The 23,328-nt window shown below is 64.7% G+C and carries 26 protein-coding genes; 12 read left to right on the plus strand and 14 right to left on the minus strand.

Annotated elements, in window-relative coordinates; all coding sequences use genetic code 11:
• Positions 1-13 precede the first annotated feature (13 nt).
• From flgK to flgB, 10 genes are all read right to left on the minus strand, one after another.
• Positions 14-1,351 carry a flagellar hook-associated protein FlgK gene (flgK, locus tag B6S01_RS11195; protein ID WP_037467631.1) on the minus strand — a complete coding sequence of 446 codons (1,338 nt, stop codon included), beginning with the start codon at positions 1,349-1,351 and terminating at the stop codon, positions 14-16.
• The gene (locus tag B6S01_RS11200; protein ID WP_037467630.1) at positions 1,348-1,659 is read right to left on the minus strand and encodes a rod-binding protein; all 312 of its coding nucleotides are present in this window, start codon (positions 1,657-1,659) and stop codon (positions 1,348-1,350) included. The genes flgK and B6S01_RS11200 overlap by 4 nt, the downstream gene beginning before the upstream one ends.
• Entirely contained in the window at positions 1,659-2,786 is a 1,128-nt protein-coding gene (locus tag B6S01_RS11205) for a flagellar basal body P-ring protein FlgI (protein WP_037467629.1), read from the minus strand. The genes B6S01_RS11200 and B6S01_RS11205 overlap by 1 nt, the downstream gene beginning before the upstream one ends.
• Entirely contained in the window at positions 2,786-3,400 is a 615-nt protein-coding gene (locus tag B6S01_RS11210) for a flagellar basal body L-ring protein FlgH (RefSeq protein ID WP_094182643.1), read from the minus strand. The genes B6S01_RS11205 and B6S01_RS11210 overlap by 1 nt, the downstream gene beginning before the upstream one ends.
• A gap of 158 nt (positions 3,401-3,558) precedes the next feature.
• Positions 3,559-4,347, minus strand: coding sequence for a flagellar basal-body rod protein FlgG (flgG, locus tag B6S01_RS11215; protein ID WP_037467628.1), 789 nt, complete (start codon positions 4,345-4,347; stop codon positions 3,559-3,561).
• 57 nt (positions 4,348-4,404) lie between these two features.
• A complete protein-coding gene (locus tag B6S01_RS11220) occupies positions 4,405-5,148 on the minus strand; it encodes a flagellar basal body rod protein FlgF (RefSeq protein ID WP_037467627.1) in 744 nt (247 codons plus the stop codon).
• 34 nt (positions 5,149-5,182) lie between these two features.
• Positions 5,183-6,046 carry a flagellar hook-basal body complex protein gene (locus tag B6S01_RS11225; protein WP_037467625.1) on the minus strand — a complete coding sequence of 288 codons (864 nt, stop codon included), beginning with the start codon at positions 6,044-6,046 and terminating at the stop codon, positions 5,183-5,185.
• A 60-nt stretch (positions 6,047-6,106) separates the two neighbouring features.
• The gene (locus tag B6S01_RS11230) at positions 6,107-6,766 is read right to left on the minus strand and encodes a flagellar hook assembly protein FlgD (RefSeq protein WP_037467623.1); all 660 of its coding nucleotides are present in this window, start codon (positions 6,764-6,766) and stop codon (positions 6,107-6,109) included.
• Positions 6,763-7,173: a flagellar basal body rod protein FlgC gene (flgC, locus tag B6S01_RS11235; protein WP_037467621.1), complete on the minus strand. Its 411-nt coding sequence runs from the start codon at positions 7,171-7,173 to the stop codon at positions 6,763-6,765. Before flgC ends, B6S01_RS11230 begins: the two co-directional genes overlap by 4 nt.
• Positions 7,174-7,175: 2 nt before the next feature.
• Entirely contained in the window at positions 7,176-7,544 is a 369-nt protein-coding gene (flgB, locus tag B6S01_RS11240; RefSeq protein ID WP_037467619.1) for a flagellar basal body rod protein FlgB, read from the minus strand.
• A gap of 259 nt (positions 7,545-7,803) precedes the next feature.
• Here flgB and B6S01_RS11245 point away from each other — a divergent pair, with 259 nt between their 5' ends.
• The 8 genes from B6S01_RS11245 (at position 7,804) to B6S01_RS11280 (ending at position 14,095) form a co-directional block, all read left to right on the plus strand.
• Complete coding sequence (locus B6S01_RS11245; RefSeq protein WP_037467618.1) at positions 7,804-8,472, plus strand: motility protein A; 669 nt, start codon at positions 7,804-7,806, stop codon at positions 8,470-8,472.
• Positions 8,472-8,966, plus strand: coding sequence for a flagellar motor protein MotB (locus B6S01_RS11250; RefSeq protein WP_037467617.1), 495 nt, complete (start codon positions 8,472-8,474; stop codon positions 8,964-8,966). Before B6S01_RS11245 ends, B6S01_RS11250 begins: the two co-directional genes overlap by 1 nt.
• Positions 8,967-9,031: 65 nt before the next feature.
• Complete coding sequence (locus tag B6S01_RS11255) at positions 9,032-9,577, plus strand: flagella basal body P-ring formation protein FlgA (protein ID WP_037467616.1); 546 nt, start codon at positions 9,032-9,034, stop codon at positions 9,575-9,577.
• 46 nt (positions 9,578-9,623) lie between these two features.
• Positions 9,624-9,902 (plus strand): flagellar biosynthesis anti-sigma factor FlgM, encoded by a 279-nt coding sequence (gene flgM / locus B6S01_RS11260; protein WP_037467615.1) that lies wholly within the window; start codon positions 9,624-9,626, stop codon positions 9,900-9,902.
• Between the two features lie 5 nt (positions 9,903-9,907).
• Positions 9,908-10,216: a hypothetical protein gene (locus B6S01_RS11265; protein ID WP_037467614.1), complete on the plus strand. Its 309-nt coding sequence runs from the start codon at positions 9,908-9,910 to the stop codon at positions 10,214-10,216.
• 168 nt (positions 10,217-10,384) lie between these two features.
• The gene (locus B6S01_RS11270) at positions 10,385-11,206 is read left to right on the plus strand and encodes a lysozyme family protein (RefSeq protein WP_037467613.1); all 822 of its coding nucleotides are present in this window, start codon (positions 10,385-10,387) and stop codon (positions 11,204-11,206) included.
• Between the two features lie 9 nt (positions 11,207-11,215).
• A complete protein-coding gene (gene flhA / locus B6S01_RS11275) occupies positions 11,216-13,351 on the plus strand; it encodes a flagellar biosynthesis protein FlhA (protein ID WP_037467612.1) in 2,136 nt (711 codons plus the stop codon).
• A gap of 12 nt (positions 13,352-13,363) precedes the next feature.
• Positions 13,364-14,095: a FliA/WhiG family RNA polymerase sigma factor gene (locus tag B6S01_RS11280; protein ID WP_037467611.1), complete on the plus strand. Its 732-nt coding sequence runs from the start codon at positions 13,364-13,366 to the stop codon at positions 14,093-14,095.
• Positions 14,096-14,137: 42 nt separating this feature from the next.
• Here B6S01_RS11280 and mdoH read toward each other — a convergent pair whose 3' ends face one another.
• The 4 genes from mdoH to B6S01_RS11300 form a co-directional block, all read right to left on the minus strand.
• Positions 14,138-16,033, minus strand: coding sequence for a glucans biosynthesis glucosyltransferase MdoH (gene mdoH, locus B6S01_RS11285; protein WP_037467610.1), 1,896 nt, complete (start codon positions 16,031-16,033; stop codon positions 14,138-14,140).
• A 60-nt stretch (positions 16,034-16,093) separates the two neighbouring features.
• A complete protein-coding gene (locus tag B6S01_RS11290; protein WP_037467811.1) occupies positions 16,094-17,578 on the minus strand; it encodes a glucan biosynthesis protein in 1,485 nt (494 codons plus the stop codon).
• Positions 17,579-17,793: 215 nt separating this feature from the next.
• On the minus strand, positions 17,794-18,627 hold the full coding sequence (locus B6S01_RS11295; RefSeq protein WP_037467609.1) for a flagellin N-terminal helical domain-containing protein: 834 nt from the start codon (positions 18,625-18,627) through the stop codon (positions 17,794-17,796).
• Positions 18,628-18,649: 22 nt separating this feature from the next.
• Positions 18,650-18,865, minus strand: coding sequence for a hypothetical protein (locus tag B6S01_RS11300; protein ID WP_037467608.1), 216 nt, complete (start codon positions 18,863-18,865; stop codon positions 18,650-18,652).
• A gap of 92 nt (positions 18,866-18,957) precedes the next feature.
• Between B6S01_RS11300 and B6S01_RS11305 the strand changes: the two genes are divergently transcribed.
• From B6S01_RS11305 to fliG, 4 genes are read left to right on the plus strand one after another with little or no spacing between them, the layout of a single operon-like run.
• Complete coding sequence (locus B6S01_RS11305) at positions 18,958-20,217, plus strand: sigma-54 interaction domain-containing protein (RefSeq protein ID WP_037467810.1); 1,260 nt, start codon at positions 18,958-18,960, stop codon at positions 20,215-20,217.
• Between the two features lie 12 nt (positions 20,218-20,229).
• Entirely contained in the window at positions 20,230-20,574 is a 345-nt protein-coding gene (fliE, locus tag B6S01_RS11310) for a flagellar hook-basal body complex protein FliE (RefSeq protein WP_037467606.1), read from the plus strand.
• A gap of 1 nt (position 20,575) precedes the next feature.
• A complete protein-coding gene (fliF, locus tag B6S01_RS11315) occupies positions 20,576-22,315 on the plus strand; it encodes a flagellar basal-body MS-ring/collar protein FliF (RefSeq protein WP_037467605.1) in 1,740 nt (579 codons plus the stop codon).
• On the plus strand, positions 22,308-23,321 hold the full coding sequence (gene fliG / locus B6S01_RS11320; RefSeq protein ID WP_037467603.1) for a flagellar motor switch protein FliG: 1,014 nt from the start codon (positions 22,308-22,310) through the stop codon (positions 23,319-23,321). The genes fliF and fliG overlap by 8 nt, the downstream gene beginning before the upstream one ends.
• The last annotated feature ends 7 nt before the right edge of the window (positions 23,322-23,328 follow it).

Here is a 23,328-nt window from a genome sequence, read left to right on the forward strand (position 1 = left end):
GGTCAGCCCTTTTTCAGATGATCCGCAAAATTGCGTCGACGGTTTCCTTGGCGATCTGCAATATTTTCGCCGAGCCGGAATAAGCCTGCTGCAAGCGGAGAAGCTCTGCCGCTTCCATGTCGAGATCGACGCCGCTCACCGCTTCGCGGGCGGCGATCGCCTGGTCGCTGCGGCCCTGCGCGGTGGTCTGTTCCGCCTTTACCGACGACAGGAGATTGGCCTGGGTGGCGATGAGCGCGGTCCAGCCCTGTTCGACGCTGCCATTGCCCCGCAAGGTGGCGGATACGGTGAGCAAATTGCCGTTGAGCGTGCCATCGGACGATTTCGTCGCCAGCGCCGCTGGGTCGGTGATAAGCGCGGTTACGCTGGCCGCGCCGCCGCCATAGGACAGCAGCGCCGCGCCAGCAGCGCCAGCGTCGGTGACGCCCTGCGCATGCCAGGCGTTCATGTCGGTGACGAACTGCTGCGCCAGCGTGTCGAGGCTCGCGCGGCGCTCCATCGTGATCGATGCAGCGGAAAACAGGCCGCCCAGCGTGCCGCTGGCAGGTGCGGTCAGCGCGGCGCCGCCGCTGGTGGCGAGAGCAAGGGTGCCATCGGCGTTCACGGTCAGCGCGACCGGCGTGGCGGCATTGCCCTGAACCAGCGTCTGGCCGTTGTAGCTGATCTGCGCCTGATCGCGCGCGCCGAAGCTGATATCGACGTTGAGATTGGACGAGAGCGTATTGAGCGCGGCGTCGCGGCTGTCGAGCAACTGGGCATAGGCGGAAGTGCCCGGCTGCGATCGCAGCAGGCTGTTGTTGATTTCCGAAAGCTGCGCGAGCGAGCGGTTGATGGTGGTGACCGACGCTTCGGCTTCCGTCGCGATGCCGGTGGAAATCTGGGTGAGGTCGGCGTCGGTGCGTTGGAACGCTTCGGCGACGCGGCTGATGCTGTCCAGCGTGGTCACGCGGAGCGACCGGTCGCTGGGGCTGGCGGCCAGCTTGTCGATATTCTGGAACATGCCGGTCATCAGCTTGCCGATGCCAGTGTCGGTATCGTTCAGCGCCCCTTCGATGTCGGTCATCCAGCGCAGGCGCGCCGTCGAACTGGTGAGCGCCGTGCCGGTCTGGCGGACTGCGGCGTCCAGATAGGGGTCGGCAGCGCGGGCGACGCCCGACACTTCGGTCCCGCCGAAATTGGCGCGCGCAATGTAGGTGGCCATCGTCGCGGTGGACGACCCGGATTCAACGGTGGTCAGCGAACGGCGCGAATAGCCTTCGGTGCTGGCATTGGCGATATTTTCCGCAATCGCCGCCATCGCCTGCCGATAGGCCTTGGTGCCCGAAGCGCCGATGATGAAAAGATCGCTCATGCGCCCTTGCCCGGCGTGGGCGCGGCGGGCGTTACTGGCGTGCGGCTGTCATATTGGCGCAGCAGCATTTCCGCGATGCCCAGCGCGCCCTTCTCGGCCATCGTGTCGGCGGTGCGGGCGTCGGACATATCGCGAAACTGCTCGGTCGCGCTGGAATCAAAGATGCCTTCGCCACCGCCGGACTGACGCATGGTGCCGATCATCTGACGCAGGAAGATGGCCTCGAACTGCTTCGCGACCTTTTCCAGCTGCGCCTTTTCGGGCGATGCGGTGGGCTGCGCCCCTGTGGAAACCGAGCTTATCTGCATCACAACACCACCAGTTCAGCCTTCATCGCGCCCGCCTGTTTCAAGGCTTCGAGGATCGCGACCATGTCAGCGGGAGAAGCCCCGATGGCGTTGACCGCCTTCACTATATCGGTCAGCGACGCCCCACCTTTAAAATTGACCATCGGTTTCTTTTCCTGGTCGATGGAAATCGAGCTGGAAGGCTCCATGGCGGTCTGGCCGCGCGAAAAGGGCGCGGGCTGGACGATGCGGGGGGATTCATTGACGCTGACGGTCAATTTTCCGTGCGCGACGGCGGCCGGATGGATCTTTACCGCGCCATTGATGACGACGGTGCCGGTGCGGGCGTTGACGATGACCTTGGCGGCCGCGTCGGCGGGCTTGATCTCTATATTCTCGATCATGCCCATCATCATGATGCGGTCGGTCGCGCCGGGGGCCGCAGCGATGTTCACCGATACTGCGTCGGTGGCCTGGGCGCGCTGGTCGCCGAAAGTGCGGTTGATGCCGTCCGCGACGCGAAGTGCGGTCGTGAGGTCCGCTTCGGCGAGGTTGAAGGTCAGCGTCGGCGCGGTGTCGAAGCCGGTCGCGACCGCGCGCTCGACCGTCGCGCCGCCGGGAATGCGGCCAGCCGAAGGGATGTTCACCGAAACCTGGCTGCCGTCCGCGCCGGACACGCCAAGGCCGCCGACGGCGAGGTTGCCCTGCGCCATGGCGTAGATTTCATTATCCGCGCCGCGCAGGGGCGTCATGATGAGCGTGCCGCCGCGCAGCGACTTTGCCTTGCCGAGCGCGGAGACGGTGACGTCCAGGCGCTGGCCGGGTTTGGAAAAGGCGGGAAGGTCGGCCGTCACCAGCACGGCGGCGGCGTTCTTGAGCGCGGGGTTGATGCCCTGCGGCAACGTCAGGCCGAAGCGCGCGACAACGCCCTTCATGCCCTGCGTCGCATAATCCAGGCTGTCGTCGCCCGTGCCCGCGAGGCCTACGACCAGGCCGTAGCCGGTCAGCTGGTTGGGACGGACGCCCTGGAAAGTGCCGAGATCCTTGATCCGTTCGGCGTGCGCCGGAACGGTGATCAGGCTGGCGACCGTAAGGCCGACCAGCACCAGGACATATTGCAGCAAGCGGGTCATGAAGGCGCGCTCCATCAGAAGGGGCTGATCATCGAGAAGAAGCGCTGCAGCCAGCCCTGGCGGCTTGCGCGGGCGATTTCGCCCTTGCCGGTGTAAATGATCTTGGCGTCGGCGACGCGGGTCGATGCGATGCGATTGTCCGGGCTGATATCGGCCTGACGGACAAGGCCGCTGATCTGGATATATTCGTCGCCGCGGTTGAGCGTCAGCGCCTTTTCACCCTTCACCAGCATCGTGCCGTTGGGATAGACCGCCGCGATCGTGACGGTGATTTCGCCCGTCAGAGCGTTGGATTGGGTAGCCCCACCCTTGCCGGTGAAGCCCTGATCCCCGCTGGCGGCAATGTCGCTGGGGGAAAAGAGCTTGGACAATATGCCGGTGCTGGGCGGGGTCAGGCCGATGCTGCCGCTGCGGCTGGTGTCCGCGGTGTTGCTCTTGGTCGCCTGCGTGCGTTCGATGAGGACGATCGTTATGATGTCGCCCACGCTCTGCGCCCGCGCGCCGCTGGTGAGGGGCGTGTAGCCCATCGACGCCTGGAAGATGGAGCCGTTCGCTACGGGGGCGGCGGGGTGTGCGACGACGGTGGGGGCAAAAAATTGCCGCTCGGCATCGCGCTTTTTGCCGGCCATTGCCGGGGAGGCGGCGAGGGTGGCCGCGATCAGGAACAAGGCAGCCGTTCGTCCTGTCCGACCGAGCCGCTTGTCTCGACCGAATGTCGAAGGACGTTTGCGCGCGGGCTTCGACAAGCTCAGCCCGAACGGAGATTTGGGGTTCCGCATCGTCACCCTCACAGCTGCTGGTTGACGTACTGGAGCATCTCGTCGGTCGCCTTGATCATCTTGCTGTTCACCTCATAGGCGCGCTGCGTTTCGATCATGTCGACCAGTTCCTCGACCACATTGACGTTCGAGGTTTCGAGGTTGCCGGAACGGATGACGCCGCGCCCGTCAAGACCGGCAACGCCGACCTGCGGCGTGCCGCTGGCCGCGCTTTCGGCGAGCAGGTTGCCGCCGATCGGCTGAAGGCCTGCGGGGTTCATGAAGCTCGCCAGTTCGACCTGGCCAAGCTGTGTCGGCTCAGTCTGGCCTTGCAGCGTCGCGGTGACGGTGCCGTCATTGCCGATGGTGATGCCGGTCGCGCCCTGAGGCACGGTAAGCTGCGGCACGAGCGGAAGGCCGTCGCTGGTGACGACGATCCCTTCTGCGGTCGTGCTGAAATTACCCGCGCGGGTATAGGCGAGCGTGCCGTCGGGGCGCTGGACCTGGAAGAAGCCCGAACCCTCGATGGCCATGTCCAGCGCGTTGCCGGTCTGGCTGAGCGTGCCCTGCGTGTTGATCTTGCTGGTGCCCTGCATCGAGACGCCGGAACCCAGGTTCAGGCCGGTCGCGAACTTGTTTTCGCTGTCCGAATTCGCGCCCGCCGCGACCATCTGCTGATAGGCGAGGGTTTCGAAATCGGCGCGGTCGCGCTTGAAGCCGGTCGTGTTGACGTTCGCCAGGTTGTTGGCGATCACGCGCATCTTCGTATTCTGCGCGTCAAGGCCGGTGCGGGCGACGTGAAGGGCTGCGTTGGTCATCGTCTAACTCCGTGATGCCGTTAGGCTTGCACAACGAAAAGCAAGGTTCGTGCCAAATTAACCATCAAGCCGCATGAGCGACGCGCCGCCGTCGTCCAGCTGCTTGGCGGTGTCGATCAGCTTGACCTGGGTTTCCCAGGCACGGCTGGCTTCGATCATCTGAACGAGCGCGGAGGTGGCGTTGACGTTGGAGCCTTCGAGCGAGCCGCCGGTGACGGTCGCCAGCGGGTCTTGCGGCAGAGCGCCGCCATTGGTTTCGCGGAACAGGCCGTCCGTGCCCTTCGCGATGCTGGAGCCGACCGGGCGCACGAGCTTCAGCCCATCGACGCGCTGAGGATTGGAGGCTTCGCCGCCCAGCGGCACGCCCCAGATGCTGCCATCCTGCGCGATGGAAACGCTGTCCATCGCAGGCAGGGTGATCGGGCCGCCTTCGCCCAGCACGGGCAGGCCGTCGCCGGTGGTGAGCAGGCCGCTGTCGGAGAGTTTGAGGTCGCCGCGGCGCGTATAAGCTTCGCTGCCGTCCGGGGCCTGAACGGCGAGCAGAGCATCGTCGTTCATGGCCACGTCCAGCGGATTGCCGGTTTGCGTGACCGCGCCTTGCGCCATGTCGGCGGCGATCACCTGTTCGGATGCTTGCGCCCGCGTGTCGAAGCCATCGCCCTTGATCCAGCGTGTCTCGGCATTGGCGATTTCCGCGCGAAAGCCAACCGTGTTGACGTTCGCGAGATTGTTGGAAATCGCCGCCTGCCGCGCCATCGCGCCGCGCATTGCGGTGAGTGCCGTATTGACGAGCCGGTCCATGGATCTGTCCTGTTTCTAGCGGGCGTTCGCGGTTTTAGGTGCGCATGTTGACGATGGTGGTCGACAGCGTGTTCGCCGCCTCGATCGCCTTCGAGTTCGCCTGAAAGTTGCGCTGGGCCGAGATCAGGGCGACCAGTTCCTCGGTGATGTCCACGTTGGCGCGTTCCAGCGAACCGGAACGGACCGATCCGTAAAGGCCGCTGTTGCCGATGCCGAAACGGGGCGTGCCGCTGGCCGAGGTGGATGTCCAGTGCGCGTCGCCCTGCTGGCGCAGGCCATCCTGGCTGTTGAACGCGGCCATGGCGGTGGTGCCCAGATAGACGGTGGAACCATCGGCATAGACGCCGGTGATCTGGCCGTCCTTGCCCACGCCGACGCTGTTCAGCTGATTGCCGGTGCCGCCTGCGGGCCAGTTGGTGGGAACCTGAAGGTCCGCGAGGTCGCCGGAGGTTACGGTGCCCGCAGCAAGGCTGGCGGCGAGGGCGGCGCTAGGTTCGCCGGTCGTCGGATCGACGGGGATGACCTGAACCCGCGCGCCGGTGGTATCCACCACATAGCGGTCCTCGGTCAGCGAGAGCGCGCCGTTGCGGGTGAAGCTGACCTGGCTGTCGCCGGTGCGCTTGACGGTGAAGAAGCCTTCGCCGGTGATGGCGAGGTCAAGCGTCTTGTCGGTGCCCTCGATCGTGCCCTGCGTGAATTGCTGGGTGATGCCCTGCACGCGCGCGCCCTGGCCCGCGACCTGCGTGGTCGTCTGCATCGGCGCGGCGGCGAAGATGTCGCCGAACACGGCCTTGCTCTTCTTGAAGGCGGTGGAGTTCACGTTCGACACGTTATTGGCGATGGTCGCCAGATCGGTCTGGGCGGCCTTCAGGCCGGAAAGCGAAATGTAGAAGGACATGGCGTTGCTCCTTGGGTGAAAAGGATTTTGGGGGTGAAAAGGATTATTGGGTGATGAAAGTCAGGCGAGTGAAAGGGCGTCCGACGGGCTGTAGGTGCCGAGCGCGGTAATGAGTTTGGAGGCGCTGCCGTCGGCGGGTGACTGAACGGCGGCGATGGTCGCCCAGCTGGCGACGCGGGTGGGAGAGGCACCGTTGACGCGGATCTTGAGCGCGTCGGTTGCGACCTGCTCTCCCAGGTCATTCTTGCCATCCCAGTAGAAGTTGACGTCGCCAGCGTCCTGATTGCCAAGTTCGATGGTTTTCAGGACATTGCCGTTGCCGTCCATCAGATCGACGGTCGCGCCGCTGGTGGCGTCCGCGAAGCTGACCTGGCCGATATATTGACCGGCCGCGTCGGGCGCGACGATATTGCTCTGCACCAGCATCGACTTGCCGATCCAGCTGGCGGCGTCGCCCAGGCGCGAGCCGGTCAGCTGCGAGGCCAGGCCTTTGAGCGTCTGGTTCATTTCGGCGATGCCGCTGGAATTGGTGATGGTCGCCATTTGCGAGACCATCTGCGCATTATCCATCGGTTCGAACGGATCCTGCGTCTGCATCTGTGCGGTGAGCAGGCGAAGGAAATCCGCCTGGCCCATTTCCGACTTGCCCGTGCCGACATTCTTGTACGGATTATAGACGGACAAGCCCGCGCTGTCGGTGACAGTGGAGGTCGTGCTCATTTGCCGATCCTTATGGTTTCGAGCATGAGGGATTTGGCGGTGTTCAGCACCTGCACATTGTTTTGGTACATGCGGGCGGTTTCGATCATGTCGACCAGTTCCGCGCTGCTATCGACAGCTGCTTCCCACACGTCGCCATTCTGGTCGGCGAGAGGATGGTTGGGGTCGTGGCGCTTGGTCGGCTTGGCGTCGGTGGTGAGGACATTGGCGACCTTCACCGTGGACACGCCGGGCTTGTCGGTGACCGACTGGAAAACAGGCTTGATGGCGCGATAGGCTTCCGCCTCGCTGCCGGTGACGTTGCCCGCATTGGCCATGTTCGAAGCCGTGGCGTTCAGGCGGACCAGCTGCGCGCTCATGGCGCGGCCGGCGATGTCGAAGACGTTCATGGGGCCGGAACCGCTCATGCTCATTCTCCCTTCAGCGCGCGAGTGATGGTGTTGATGCGGCCCTCAAGGAAGGAGAGGGTCGTGCGATATTTGACGGCGTTTTCCGCGAACAGCGTCTGTTCGGTGCTGAGTTCGACCGTATTGCCGTCGAGGCTGGATTGCAGCGGGACGCGATAGCCCATGCTGTCATCGACGGCCTTCGACACGTCGGCCACAGACCTGCTCTGCCGGGTCGATGCTTCCTTGAGCGCGGATTCGAAATCGATGTCCCGCGCCTTGTAGCCGGGCGTCGAGGCGTTCGCGATGTTGGACGCGAGCAGGGACAGGCGTTGCGAGCGAAGCGCCAGCGCCTTTCCATGTATCCCGAACAGTCCGTCTTCCAGCGACATTGTCTCATTCCATCTTTTTCGGGCCGGAGCCCTAAAACCTGACCGTCCCCCGCCGTTCTGAAGCCTGATGGCGTGAACCGCGGGTGAGCCGAACGGATATTCGCAAGAGCCGTGCCAATTTGCGTGGGTGACGCATCGGCAATGGCAGGAATGGCGGAAATCCGTCGGATTGAGCGGTGGAGGCAGCAGGGGCGGCAAGATTTTGCCGGTCGCTGGCACAAGTTTGCCGTGGTGATTCCGGCAGTTGGGGGATTGGTTGATGATCGCGATATTGGCGCAGCTATTTGATCCCCTGACCCTGGTCGTGATGATCGCTGGCGTGGGCGCGGTGGCGCTGTTCCAGAATGGCCTGTCCGCAATCGGGCGGGCCTTTGCCGCTTTGCCGCCGCTGTTTCGCGCGGATCCCGACAAGGATCAGGCGACGGCGCGGGCAGCGATGCTGAAGATAGACCAGGTCGCGCAACTGCGCGGGCTTGCCTGCACCGACCGGGTGAAGACGGCCAACCCTTTCCTTGCCGAAGCGGCGCGGCGGCTGGCCAACAGCGATGGCGCCGAGCAATTCGAAAACTGGGCGGCGCAGGCGCTTGCCGACCGGTCGCGGCGTCATGCAGGCGCGCGCAATGTCTGGCTGTCCATCGCCGACGCTGCGCCCGCGCTGGGCATGGCGGGCACGATCCTGGGCCTTGTCGGCATGTTCGCGGCGATGGATGATCCTGCCGCGCTTGGCCCCTCCATGGCGCTGGCGTTGCTGACGACGCTGTATGGCGTGGTCATCGCCAATATGATTGCCGCGCCGGTCGCCAGTCGTCTGGCCGATCTGTCGGAGCGGGAGATTGCCTGGCAAAAGGAGGCCGTTGGCCGCATGCTGGCGATTGCGCGGCGCGAAAATGTGCCGACGCGGCGTGCGTCGATCCGCGAGGTCGCGTGATGATCGGCGCTGCATCACAGGCGCGGCGCAACCGATGGGCGGTGAGTTTTGCCGACCTGCTGCTGCTGCTGCTCGGCTTTTTCATATTATTGCATGCGAGCGGCCAGCGCCGGGACGCCATGCTGGCGCAGGTGAGGCAGCAATTTGGCGGGCGAGCGATCGCCAGGGATACCGAATTGCGGGCGGCGGAATTGTTCCTGTCCGGTGAGGCTCTGCTGTCCGACCGGGGCAGGGCGCAGATTGCGCGCGTGGCGGCAAGGCTAAGGTCAGGCGGGGGCGGGCTGGATGTCAGCAGCGAAGGGACTGATCCTGCGCGGGAACGGTTCGACCAATGGGATCTGGCGGCGGCGCGGCTGGGCGCGGTGGCGCGAGAGCTGAAGGCGCAAGGGCTGGCGGGCGACCGCCTGCGCATTCGCGGGCTGGACCAGATGGACGGCGCGACCGGCAAGGGCCAGGTGATCCGTATCGGCCGGTCGACCGATACGGCGCGTTAACGGCTTGTTAGCTATAAGCACTGCTTAATGGATGGCATGAATCTATGTCCGTCCGGAGATGAGCCGTGAACAAGCTGCCCCTGATTGCCGTCCTGCTGCTGTCGGCAGTCGCTGCCGCGCCCGTGCAGGCGCAGCAGAAGTTTGAAAATCTCGACCGCATCGACGGCCTGGTTGCGATGACCGTGGGCGCGAATATCGGCGAGCCCGGCGGACCGCTGGCCCCGGTAGACCGGCGGCTGCGGCTGGCGGCATGTCCGGGAACGCCCAGTGTGGAAGGTCCGGTTTTCGGTGCGGCGATGGTCAAGTGCGATGCACTGGGCTGGCGCATTCGCGTGCCGCTGGCTGGCGGCGGCGGCGCCGCCGCTGCTCCGGCAGCACGCTACGGCGTGGCGGCTCGCCCCGCCCAGCGCGAGATGGTGGTCAAGCGCGGCGACCCGGTTCAACTGGTCGCGGGCAATTCCGAATTCAGCGTGTCGCGCATGATGGTCGCTGACGAAGACGGCGCGCTGGGCGACACCATCCGGGTGCGCGAGGACAGGAGGGCCGCGCCCGTCCTGGCCCAGGTGGTCGCGATGGGCACCGTGCGCATTCCAGGATTTAATGATTTCTGAACCCGGTCGTTATAGAGTGAGCGGGACGAGTGAAGGATTGTAAGTCATGATCAAAGCTGTCGGCCAGAATATCAGCGCCGCCATAGAGGCTTCCCGCTTGCGGGACAGCGGCAAGGCGCGGGCCTCTTCCGACAAGGGTTCGGTGGGCGTATCGACGTCGGCGGCTTCGGCCAGCCCCGCCGCACGCATGGCGGCCGAAGGCGCGCCGGTCGATATGGACCGCGTGGCGGCGATCAAGGCCGCCATCGCTTCTGGCAATTATCCGGTCGATCCGGCCGCGATCGCCGACAAGATGCTGGCGCTCGACCTGCCGGTTAACGGGTAACAGCCATGCCGCTCGGCCTTGCAGCGCTGGATGAGCTTTTCTCGGCTTTCGAGGAGTTGCGCGTGGCGCTTGACGGGACCGACGTGGCTGCCATCGACGCCGCCGCTGCCCGTGTGAGCAAATGCGCCGCAGCCGTCCGCGCGATCGGCGCGTGGCGCGCCGATGGAGCCATTCGTGAGCGGGTGACGGCGCTGCTTCCCCTGATCGAAGCGGCGCGGGTGCGAATCAATCTGCTGACCGATCATGCCGGGCAGCGTTTGTCGCTGCTCGCCGCGCATGGATCGACGCAGGCGCCGCTGGTTTACGGACGGTAATTCCCCCGCGGCGTTTGATAAGAGAGCCACTATTTTGAGAAGGGCGCCCATCGAGGCGCCTTTTTTCGTTCATGCTGAACGCGGCGTAAATATTTATGGAGCGTGCGTTAACCAAATCTTGGCATAAGCCTTGCTCTAATAGCCCCCGGTACCAAGGGGGATTTTTCTTTGTCGGCTTTTGCAGACATATCAGCGACAGGCGCTTCGACCGGCAATCGCGTGACCAACGCGATTGCGATGGCCAGCCGCAGGACGGGCGTGGACTTCGCCTATCTGCTGGGCCAAGCGAAGATCGAAAGCAGCCTCAATCCCTCGGCGCGCGCGACCACCTCGTCCGCGACGGGCCTCTACCAATTTATCGACCAGAGCTGGCTTGCCGTCATCGACAAGCATGGCAGCGAATATGGCCTTGGCTGGGCGGCGGATTCGATCAGCCGGGGCCAGAACGGGCGCTATTATGTGGCTGACCCCGAAATGCGGCAGCAGATACTGGACCTGCGCAAGCATCCCGAGACCGCTTCGGTGATGGCGGCGCAGCATGCGTCGGACAACAAGGCCTATCTGGAGCAGCGGCTGGGCCGGGAGGCTGAGCCGGTCGATCTGTATCTGGCGCATTTCCTAGGCGTTGGCGGGGCGAGCAAGTTCCTGTCGGTCCATGACCGTGCGCCCAATGCCACTGCCGCGTCGATGTTTCCGGCGGCGGCGCGGGCGAACCGTTCGATCTTCTACGATCGTTCGGGCAGTGCGCGCAGCTTTTCCGAAATACGCGACCGTTTTGCCGCCAAGCTTCAGAAGGGCGTCGATTCGCTCGACACCGGCCCCATTCAATATGCCGCCGCTTCGCTGCCGCAAGGCGCGAAGACGGTGCAGCCCGCCGATTATGTGCGGATCGAAACCCAGCGCCTCGCGACCGCGGCGGACGTTTCCGTCCGGCCCGACCCGCAGACGGCGCGTCTTGCCTATCTCATGCTCGCCACCCTCGGAAGGTAACGCAGCCGTATGACTCCCGCCCAAGTCAAAGCGAAGATCTGGACGAACGCCGCCAAGGGGGCCGTGCTGCCCGTCGCGACGTTGATGGTCGTGCTGTTCATGATGGTGCCGGTGCCTGCGTTCATGCTGGACATCGGTTTCATCACCAACATCATGATTTCGCTGGCCGTGCTGATGGTGGCGCTGAACGCCGCCAAGCCGCTGGATTTTTCCAGCTTTCCCACGGTTCTGCTGTTCGCGACGCTGCTGCGGTTGGCGCTGAACGTCGCCTCTACCCGCGTCGTGCTGGTGCAGGGGCATGAAGGATCGGACGCGGCGGGCCATGTGATCGAAGCGTTCGGTCACTTCCTGATCGGCGGCGACTATGTCGTCGGCATCTTCGTCTTTGCGATCCTGATGATCATCAACCTGGTGGTCATCACCAAGGGCGCGGGCCGCGTGTCGGAAGTCAGCGCGCGCTTCACCCTGGACGCCCTGCCGGGCAAGCAGATGGCGATCGACGCCGACCTGAACGCCGGCCTGATGACGCCCGAAGAAGCCAAGCTCCGCCGCCGCGAAGTGGCGACCGAAGCGGACTTCTACGGCTCGATGGACGGTGCGTCGAAGTTCGTGAAGGGCGACGCGGTTGCGGGTATCCTGATCCTTGCCATCAACATCGTCGGCGGCATCATCCTGGGCGTGGTCAGCCATGGCCTTTCCATGGGCGATGCCGCGCAGACTTACATCATCCTGGCGATCGGCGACGCGCTGGTGGCGCAGGTTCCCGCGTTGCTGCTTTCCATCGCAGCGGCCGCCATCGTGACGCGGGTCGGCAGCGAGGACGATCTTGGCAACCAGATCACCAATCAGTTCGGATCGGGCCGCGCCTGGGTTCCGGTGGCGGCGATCCTCGGCTTCCTCGGCATCCTGCCGGGCATGCCGCACTTCATCATCCTGTCGGCTGCGGCCATTGCTGGGTTCATCGCATGGCAACTGCGCAAGACGGCGCAGGCCAAGGCCGCCGAGCCGGAACCGATGCCCGAGCCTGCCAACCCAGCGGTCATCGAATGGAATGACGTTTCGGACGGTGCGATCCTGGGGCTGGAAATCGGCTATGGCCTCATCAGCCTGGTCGATGAGCGCAAGGGCGCTCCGCTGATGGCGCGCATCACGGGCATCCGCCGCCAGCTTTCCAAGGAGCTGGGCTTCGTCGTGCCGATGGTGCGGGTGAAGGATAATCTGGCGCTGGAGCCGAACCAGTACCGCATCACCATCGCCGGCGTCGTCGTCGGCGAGGACGAGATTTATCCCGAGGATCTGCTCGCGCTGGACAGCGGCGCGCTGGAAGGCGTGGTGTCTGGCCGCGAGGCGAAGGATCCGACCTTCGGTCTGGACGCCGTGTGGATTTCGCCCGCCAAGCGCAGCGAAGCGGTGGTCGCAGGCTATACGGTGGTCGATCCGCCGACAGTCGTCGCCACCCATCTGAACCAACTGATCGCCATGAACGCCAGCGAGATGTTCGGCCTGGACGAAGCGCGCAAGCTGCTCGACAATCTGAAGGATGCCGCGCCCCAGCTGGTCGATGGCCTGACCCCCGGCGCGCTCAGCCTGACGCAGATTTCCGCGCTGTGCCGCGCGCTGCTGTCCGAAGGGATTGCGCTGAAGGACTTCCGCCGCATCTGCGAGGCGATGGTCGATGCCGCACGGCCCGACATGAGCCACGAGCAGCTGGTGGAAGCTGTCCGTCAGCGGATCGGTTCGCTGATCATCCAGGGCCTTGTGCCCGTGAAGATGCCGCTGCCGGTCATCACGCTGGACGGCGATCTGGAGGCGTTGCTGGCGCAGGCGATGCGCGTCGCGGGCGACGCCCGCCACCCGATCGAACCGGCCCTCGCCAACCGTATCATCGAATCGGTGGTGCAGGCCGCTCGCCCGATCATGGGGCAGGCGCGCAACTTCGCCATCGTGACTTCGCCCGTGGCGCGCCGCGCGCTCGCCCGCCTGTTCAAGCCGCACCTGCCCGAAACGCCGGTGCTGTCGTTCCTGGAAATTCCCGATGGCAAGGGCGTGGAAGTCGTCGCCGTGGTTGGCGGCGAACAGCGGCCCGCGCCGCGCCACGATCCGCTGCCCCGCGAACCCGTTTCTGGCCGCGAACGCGTTGCCTGAGGAGCCTGACCCATGTTCATGAAGAAGGTCGTCGCCGGTTCCGACGCGAATACCTATGGCCGGTCGAACAATTCGCCCGAGCAACTCGCCCGGCGCTACATGCCGCTGGTGCGCAAGATCGCCTGGCATGTCCATGGCCGCGTATCGAGCGCGGTCGAGGTAGAGGATCTGTTGCAGATCGGCATGGTCGCGCTGGTCGAGGCGGCCAATAGTTTTCAGGATCGGGGCCTTGGCTTTGCCTCCTACGCGCAGTTGCGCGTGCGGGGCGCGATGATCGACCATTTGCGCCGTGGCGCGACGCTCGCCCGGTCAGCGATGGCGAACCGCAAGCAGCTGGCGGCGGTGCGCAGCCGGTTGGAACAGCAGCTGCGCCGCATGCCGCTGGAGGCGGAAATGGCCGCTGAAATGGGCATGGACGCGGCAAGCTATCGCGTGTTCGCCGATGGCTGTGAAATGGTTCAGCATACGAGCATGGACGAAGTCTATTCGGACCAGTCCATGTGGTTCGCCGATGTCGAGGACAGGGCGGACGATGTGATGGAGCGCGAGTCGCTGAAGGCTGCGCTGGCCAAGTGCATCGGCGAACTGCCGCAGCGCGAGGCGATGGTGCTGCAACTCTATTTCGTCGAGGAATTGAACTTGGAGGAAATCGGGCAGGCGCTGGACATCGGTGCGGCGCGCGTATGCCAGATCAAGAAAGCCGCGCTCGACAAGCTACGCGAGAAACTGAACGAGTGGGATTGATTTGCGCTGCCAGATCCTAGCTTTCGCTGGCGTGACGGGTGCCTAACGGTCGTTAGCAACCGCCTGCTTGAGCGGAGCGACTTCCCCGATCTGTTCAGGATAATGGGGCGGGTGATAATTTTGCGCGCGCCACCATGGCTCGGCAACCTGAAACAGCCCACTCTGTTCGGCCTTGTGGCCCAGACCCTTGCGCGCGGTGACGGCCGCGAGGACCGGGGCCAGCACGAGGCCCGCCACCACCGGAATGATCCAGCCGATCGACGTGCCGCCTTTCAGCGCCAATAGCGTGAGCGCCGCTCCCAGCAGGATATGATATTTGAACAGCCAGATGGCGCTGGTCATCGCCATGCCGTCGCGGTCGCGGATCTGGCCGCTCCAGCTGCTTTTGCGGCCCATCAATATGCCGAACAGGTTGATCGTCTGGGTCAGCATGCTGACGGGCGCCATCAGGATCGACAGTGCGATGTCGGCTATCACGCCCCGGCTCATGCGCGCGGCCCCGCCAAAGCCGATGCGGCGGGCGGGATCGGCCATGGCCCAAAGCATCGACAGCAGTTTCGGCCCGAACAGCAGCACCGCCGTCAGCGCCAGCAGCCCGCCCGAAGGCAGCACTGCGCTGGGCGGCCATACGCCCGCAAGCGCGCCGCCAAGGACGACCAGTATCAGCGCCAGCCAGAGCGGCGAGGTGCAATAGGCTGACGCCCCGACCAGCAATTGAAAGCGGCTGACCGGATGCAGGCCCCTGATCCGGGGGATCAGCGGCACATGCTGGATATTCCCCTGGCACCAGCGGCGGTCGCGGGTGGCAAGATCGGGCAGGGAGGGAGGAAATTCTTCGAAACTGTCGTCGGCCATGACCATGTGGACGTCCCAGCCGCGCCGACGCAGCAATGCGGCCTCGATCATGTCATGGCTCATGATATGGCCGCCAAAGGGCGCACGGCCCGGCAGTTCGGGAAGGCCGCAGCTTTGCGCGAAAGCCTTTGTACGCAATATGGCGTTATGGCCCCAGAACATGCCCTCCGATCCGGCCCACCAGATCATGCCCGCCGCGGAAATGGGACCGAACAGGCGACTTGCGAACTGCTGCCAGCGCGCGAACAAGGTCGCCGCGCCCACGATCGTCGGCACCGTCTGGATAAGGCCGACATGGGGGTGCTGTTCCATGTCGAGGGCGAGGCGCGCCATGGTCTGGCCGCTCATGACGCTGTCCGCGTCCAGCACGATCATATAATCATAGCCGCCGCCAAAGCGCTGCACCCATTCGGCGATATTGCCCGGCTTGCGGCCTGTGTTGAGCGCGCGCCGCCGGTAATGGACGGGCCGCGAGAAACCTTTGCGCATTTCCAGATAGGTCTTGCGCTCTATCTCGCCACTGGCGGGGTTGGAATCGCTCAGGATGAAGAATTCGAACCGTTCATTGCCCATCACCTGCGCCAGCGACCGTTCCATGATCGACAGGCGGCCCATGACGCCCAGGAAATCTTCATTGCACACGGGCAGCAGGACGGCGGTTCGTCCGCGAAGGGGCGACGCGAATAGCGAGCGATAGGGACGGACGCCCGGCCCCTTGCCCATGGTAAGCGTCAGGAAACCGATCAGGCTGGTGGCGAAGCCGAAGGCGATCCAGGCAAAGAGGGGGATGAACAGCGCGAGATAGACGCCTTCCCACAGCGAGAGGCCGTCAAGGCCGATGGAGCGGCGCATGTCGTGCGCAGCCATGGAGGCGGGCAGCAACGCCAGCAGCACGACCAGCATACGCCGCGCCCATTGGTCGATATTCAGCGGCCGATGCGGAAAATCGCGGGGATGTTCGCGAAAGTCCTGCTCCGGCATGGCGATCGGCATTTCCATGGGCACATGCTCGAACCCCGGCGCGGGTGGAGGGGTTGCCGCCTTTGCCTTGCCGTCCGCCACTGTGTCGCCGATCGCCGTCATTCCAAATCCGTTCTGATGTCGTAACGGACGCGACAATGCGCCCGGTCATCGCCGGTTCCCTCAAGCACCAAGCGGGTAATGCACATATTCGCTGAAGGGTCGATTGCCGTTGCGGAGCTGGACGCGGATATCAGCCGGTTTGCCGCTGTTCCGCCGGATGTCGAGCGCGACGCGGAAAAGACCGGGCCGATGGAGGACCGGATAGCCGCCTTTCCTGACCAGCGCGCCATCGGCCACATCGACCCAGATGTCGGGCTTTGCATCTTGAGCGACACCTGAAAAATCAAGGATAAGGCGGTCTACGCCTGCCTCGTTCGCTTGCCCTGTCCAGACATTGGCGAGCAGCGCGCCACTATTCGCCGGGCCGGTCGCCGACGACCAGTCCAGCCTGTAGCTGGCGTCGATCCGGCTGCCTGGACGCACGCTGGCCGCCGGGGTCCAGTAGGCGCAGACATTATCGACATATTCGCTGGTGGTCGGAAATTCATATAGCCGAACCTGCCCTGCGCCAAAGGGCTTGCGCGGGCTGGCCCAAAGCGACGGACGGCGTTCGTAGAAAACCCCGTCATCCTGATAATGATCGAAATCCCGGTCGCGCTGCATCAGGCCGAAGCCCCGCGGATTGCGTTCGGTGAAGCCATCGACCCGAGGCGCCGAGGGGTTGATCAGCGGCCGGGCATGGGTTGTCCCGTCGGCGCTGCCGACTGCCAGCAGGTCGGAATCGTGGATTTCGGGCCGCCAGTCGGTGCGGGCCGCGCGGCTGGCCTGATCATACCAGAACATGCTGGTCATCGGCATCAGCCCCAGTTCCGCTATGGCGCGGCGGGGAAAGAGCGCGGCATCGACATCCTGCCGCACGCCCTGCGGCGTCCTTTCGCTGATAAAGCGGTAAGCGCCCGTGACCGACGCGCCGTCGAGCAGGGCGTATATGGTGAGGCTGCTTGGCCCCATGCGCTCAAGCCAGAAATGGGTGAAGCGGGGAAATTCCTCCTTGCCCTGTATGCTGGTGTTGATTGCGATCGCGCGGGCGGAAAGGCCGAACTGTTTCGTGGCTCCGGGCGACCGGAAATAGCTGGCCCCCAGAAATGACAGCCAGTCGCCGTCGCGCGCGGCGGTCATGACGCGAAATCCGGCATAGCCTGCGTCCGGGCCAAGCTGGCGCACGGCATTGTCGGCAGGCGCATCGAAGATGGTGGGATCGTAGCGCAGCGGCGTCGCGCGGCCATTTTCAACCAGCGCTATTTCGACGGGCTGTTCGGCAGAGGCGCTCAACGGGAAGAGCTGGACGCCCGTGTCGCCGGGCAGATTGCCCCAGATCGTCCGGTCGTCGCGGAAGCGCGCCTGATACAAGGCGTCGTAATTGACGTTGCGGGCGCCCGGATGGTGCGGCGTTTCCCGATAGGGCTGACGCGAAAGCCGCCGCGCCTGGGCGATTACCATATCCCAGGAAAAGCGATCGCCGCGCGGCTGGGCCAAGGCCGATCGGGGGAATAGAAGCGATGCGCCTGAGGCAGCGATCATCGCGCGCCGGTCTATCTTGATCATGGCCGCCATGATGGGCGCATGGAGGCACATTGCAAGCCTTGGCTGCCCAAAAAGCGGTGAAGCCTCCGCCCGGGGGGACGGAGGCTTCGAAATGCTGGCCGTTCGATCGAAGGTTGGTCGCCCGGCGCGGTGGGGACTGTAGATGCGCCGGGTTCCCGTGACTGGCTGCAAGGTGACCACTACCCCAGCCGGTCAGTTCAGGCAGCTGAGCCGGATTACTGGATCAGCTTGAGGACGTTCTGCTGGCTCTGGTTCGCCTGGGCCAGCATCGCCGTCGAAGCCTGGTTCAGGATCTGCGACTTGGCGAGTGCGGTCGTTTCAGCCGAGAAGTCGGCGTCTTCGATGCGGCTGCGGGCGTCCGACAGGTTGGTGATGTTGTTGGTCAGGCTGTTGACCGTCGATTCCAGCTGGTTCTGAGCCGCACCGAGCGAAGCGCGGGTCGTGGCGACAGCCGCCAATGCGGTGTCTGCGGCGGTCAGCGTCGCGGCGGCCAGCGCCGAGGTCGTGACGTCCGACGTGGTCAGGTCGGCCAGGGCAGCGAAAGCGATGTTCACGACGTCGCCGGCGTTCGCGCCAGCCTGAATGTCGATGTCGCCAGCCTGGGCGGTGTAGGTGGCTGCCGGCGCCGCGTCAGCGTTGAAGATGCGGACGCCGTTGAATTCGGTGGTGGCGAGGACGCTGGTGATCTGCGTCTTGAGCGCGGCGGCTTCAGCGTTCAGGTTGGTGCGGTCGGTGGCCGAGTAGGTTTCCGACTTCGACTGGACGGCCAGTTCGCGGATGCGCTGCAGCATGTTGGTGACTTCGCCCAGCGCGCCTTCAGCGGTCTGCGCAAGGCTGATGCCGTCATTGGCGTTGCGGATGCCCTGGGTCATGCCCTTGATCTGCGATGTCATCTGCGAGGAGATGGCGAGGCCGGCGGCATCGTCCTTGGCGCTGTTGATGCGCTTGCCGCTCGACAGACGCTCCATCGCGGTGCTCAGCGACTTGCCTGCGAGAGCCGAAGCATTGGCGGCGCGCAGAGCGGAGGAGTTGGTTCCGATAACAGTCATGATGAATTCCCTTCTCTTAACCTCAGGTCGCTGCCTTCAGGCTGCTTGCGGCCTCGAAAGGGGATAACGGCGCGGCGGGAAAAGCTTTTAGGGACAGCGTCGCTTTTTTTGAAAAAAGTGCAAAAGGCGCGGAAATGCGCGGGTTTCGCAAGGGGCTGGAGCCAGCATCCAGTTTCCAGCGGCGGCAAAACGGAAAAAAATTGCCGCCTTTCGGCAGGGTAATTGCCGCATTAACCATATGCTAACCACAGTCGGGCACTTCTCAGGACATCGAAAGGGGGTTGGGGCGTGCGGGGGCACAAGCCAGCCAAGATTGAACTGGGGATTTTCATGTCATCGCTTGACGTGAGCCGAGGAGTTTGCGCGCTCGTTCCGGGCCTGCAGCACTGGCTGGAAAATGCATTCTATATGGTGCGCGTCGTCGATGCGCAGAGCCCGCGTGAACGCGACGGCCCTGATAGAGATAATAGGCGCGTGTTGCTGGCGACCGAGATCGGCCACGCCACGCATCGCGACATCCTGATCACGCTGATCGAGGGAAAGCCATCACTGGTGGCTGCCTCCAACGGCCTGCCCGCTCGCGTCGCCTTTGCCCTTGAAGATATGGCCTTCGCCTTCGCCCTGATCGCAGAGCTGGCGCGCCCTGCGGCCATCCCGGCGGTGGGCGATGCATCGAGCGCACGGCTGATGACGATGGCCGGGCGCGTCGCCCGCAGCGACGCCACCGTCCTGATCCAGGGTGACACCGGCACCGGCAAGGAGGGCATGGCGCGTTTCCTTCATGCCCAGTCGGGCCGCATTTCGCACGATTTCATCGCGGTCAACTGCGCCGCGCTTCCTGAAACGATGATGGAAGCGATGCTCTTTGGTCACAAGAAGGGCAGCTTTACGGGGGCCGCCAACGCATCGGACGGCCTGTTCCTTGCCGCTGACGGCGGCACGCTGTTCCTGGACGAGATTGCCGAACTGCCGCTGGCCCTGCAGGCCAAGCTGCTGCGCGCGTTGCAGGAAGGCGAAGTCCTGCCCGTAGGCGCGACCCATCCCGTTCCGGTCAATGTCCGCATCATCGCGGCGTGCAACCGCAACCTGGCCGCAGAAGTCGCCGCAGGCCGCTTTCGCGAAGATCTTTACTGGCGGCTCAACGTCATGCCGCTGGAGCTGCGCCCGCTGGCCGAGCGTCCGGGCGACGTGACCGCGATCGCCGCCGCCATGCTGCTGCGCCATCAGGATTTCGTGTGGCCTACCGCCGCCGCGCTGGAAAAACTGGCCGCCCATGTGTGGCCGGGCAATGCTCGTGAACTGGGCAATGTCCTGCAACGTGCGGTCGTGCTGCGCGACGGGGAGAGGATCGATGCCGACGACCTGCATATCGCCGGTGCGCCGCAGCTTCGCGTCGTGGGAACGGAGCCTGCACAAGCCGCCGAGCCGGTCCGCCTGCGCGACGTCGCCCGCCAGTCAAAGCTGGACGCGATCCGCGCCGCGCTGCGCGAGACGGACGGCCATCGCGCCGCCGCCGCCGCGAAGCTCGGCATTTCAGAACGCACCCTGCGCTATCGGCTTGCCGAGATGCGCGAACTCGCAGCGGCTTGAGGGAGGTAAGGCATGACCGGCATTTCCCCTACTGACAGCGTGATGGCCATTCGCAACGCCATCCTCCAGAAGAACGCCGCCCTGCGGGACGTCGCCCAGACCGGAACGGTCGGCGGCGGCGCCGAGGGCGCCAAGCCCGGCGGCTTTACCGAAGCGCTCAACTCCGCGCTCAATCAGGTGAACGGTCTGCAGGCGCAGGCAGGCGAGGCGGCTTCCGCCTTCGAACGCGGCGAAACGACCGACATCGCCGCCGTCATGCTGGCCAAGCAGCAGGCGTCGGTCAGCTTCGAAGCGACCCTTCAGGTCCGCAACAAACTCCTGTCCGCCTACAAGGACATCATGAGTATGCCGGTGTAATATGAGCGAGAACGCACTTTCCACCAACGTCGGCGGCGCTGCCGCTCTCCCCGCCGCCAGCGGCCCGGCCCTTGGCACCGGTATGAACCCCGATGCGCTAAAGGCGCGCTTCACCGGCTTCATCAAGCAGCCTGCGGTGGCGAAAAGCCTGCCGCTGCTGGGCCTGCTGGGCGTGGTCGCCACGGCAGGCGCGGCCTGGCTCGCCCTGCGCGAACCGCCGCAGCGCGACCTGTTCCGCGGCCTGCCCGATGCCGACAAGTCGGCGGTGGCGCAGGTGCTGGACCAGAATGGCCTGGCTTACGACTTCGACAATTCGGGCGCGATGACCGTGGCCGAGAATGACTATTTCAAGGCGAAGATGATGCTCGCCGCGCAGGGGCTGCCCAAAAGCGCGCCTGACGGCAACAGCATGATCGACAGCCTGCCGATGGGCGCATCCCGCGCCGTGGAAGGCGAAAAGCTCCGTTCGGCCCGCGAGATGGACCTTGCCCGCACGATCGAGGCGATCGACAGCGTTGAAAGCGCCAAGGTGCACCTGGCCGTCGAGCCGCCCAGCGTCTTTTTGCGCGAGCGGGCAAAGCCTTCCGCCTCGATCATGCTGCGCCTCGCTTCGGGCCGCACGCTGACCGACGCGCAGGTCAGCGCGATCGTCCACCTCGTCGCTTCTTCGGTGCCGAAACTCAGCCCCGATCAGATTTCGCTGGTGGATCAGAACGGCCGCCTGCTTAGCAATAATGACGGAAACGCCGCCGATGATCGGCAGCTGGCCGTCCAGACCAAGATCGAGGATCGCTATCGCCAGTCGGTGATCGCGCTGCTGACGCCGATCCTTGGCAACGGCAATTTTTCGACCGAAGTGCGTGCGGAGCTGAACTTCGCCGAACGTCAGGCGACCCGTGAAAGCTTTCCGCAGGACGAAGCGCGGTTGCGCGCCGAAACCGGCAGCTGGGCGTCCGATCCGCGCGGTCAGGGCGCTGGCGGCGAGGCGGGCGGCATCCCTGGCGCGCTGAGCAATCAGGCGCCGGTCAATCCCACCGTCACCCAAACCAATCCCAATGGTCAGGCCGTCAGCCAGGGCACGCAGGAAAATCAGCCTGCCACCCAGGCCAGCGCGCCGCTCAAGACCGAAGAAACATTCAACCGCAGCTTTGAACTGGGCCGGGAAGTGTCCGTCACCAAGGACGCGATCGGCACGGTCAAGCGCCTGTCGGTGGCCGTCGCCCTGGACAATGGCGCGGACGGCAAGCCCCGTTCAGCGCAGGAGATCGCGGCCCTCGAAGCGCTGGTGAAAGGCGCGGTAGGCTTTGATCAGGCGCGTGGCGACGTCGTCGCCCTGTCGTCGCGCAGCTTCGTCAAGGCAGAGGAAGTGCAGGCCCCCTGGTATGAGGCCGACTGGATCTCTCCGCTGGTGCGGAACCTGTCCGCCCTGGCCGTCGCCCTGCTGGTCGTCTTTGGCATTGGCCGCCCGCTGCTGAAGCGCCGTGCCGCCGCGCAGGAAGCTGCTGGCGCGCAGGCCGCTGCCGCAGGGCAGAAGATCGGCCGCGAGATTTCGACCGAAATCGGCCGGCAGGCTGTCGCGGCGCCCGGCGCGGGACAGGCCGTCACACTCGACATGATCTCGTCCACCTATGACTATGCGCAGCGCGCCGACCTAATTCGCAACTTCGTGAAGCAGGACCCGGATCGCGCGGCTCTGGTGGTTCGCGACCTTCTGAAGGAAGGGAAGAAGGACAATGGCTGAAGTCGCCGAAGCCGCCGCCATCAAGGGTAGCGCCGCTGCCGCCGTCCTGCTGATGCTGTTCGACGAGGATGAGGCCGCGCAGATCCTCTCGCGCCTTGAACCCGATGAAGTCCGCCAGCTTGGCTATGCCATGTACGACGTTGCCGATGTGCAGGTCGAGGAAGTCAGCGAGGCGCTCGACCATTTCGTGACCAAGGCGAAGAAGCGCACGACCATCGGCTATGGCGCGACCCGCCATATTCGCGGCGCGATGACCAAGGCGCTGGGCGAGGAACGCGCGGAAACGATCCTGGCGCGCATCACCCCGCCGACCCGTTCCACCCAGCTGGAAATGCTGAAATGGATGGACGCAAAGGAAGTCGCGTCGCTGATCGAGGCGGAGCATCCGCAGATAATGGCGATCGTGCTCGCCCATTTGGAAGCGCCGGTCGCCGCCGATGTGCTGCAATTGCTGCCCGCCGAATATCAGGAAGAGATCGTCTATCGCATCGCCACGCTCGGCCCGGTGTCGAACGAGGCGCTCGATGATCTGGAGCAGCTGCTGCTGCGTGGATCGACATCCAAGAAGCAGGGCGCGGCGTCGCAACGCGGCGGCACGATCGAAGCGGCCGCGATCATGAACAATGTCCGCAAGGAAAATGAACAGCGCATCATGAAGGCGGTGGCCAAGCGCGACAAGATGATCGCGCAGACCATCGAGGAAGAGATGTTCGTATTCGATAACCTGATCGACATGGATGACAAGAATATGGGCACGCTGATGCGGACCATCGACAGCTCCGTGCTGGTCGTCGCGCTCAAGGGTGCGAACGACATGCTCAAGGGCAAGATCTTCGGTTCGATGTCGGCCCGCGCGGCGCAGGCCATTGCGGACGAGATCGAAGAACGCGGACCTATCCGCCTGGCCGAGGTGATGGAGGCGCAGAAGCTGATCATCGCCACCGCGCGCCGCATGGCGGACGCCGGCACCATCATGCTGGGCGGCAAGGGGAACGACTTTGTTTAAGGTTCTG

Origin of the sequence: Sphingobium herbicidovorans, assembly GCF_002080435.1 — a bacterium.
Classification (GTDB): domain Bacteria; phylum Pseudomonadota; class Alphaproteobacteria; order Sphingomonadales; family Sphingomonadaceae; genus Sphingobium; species Sphingobium herbicidovorans.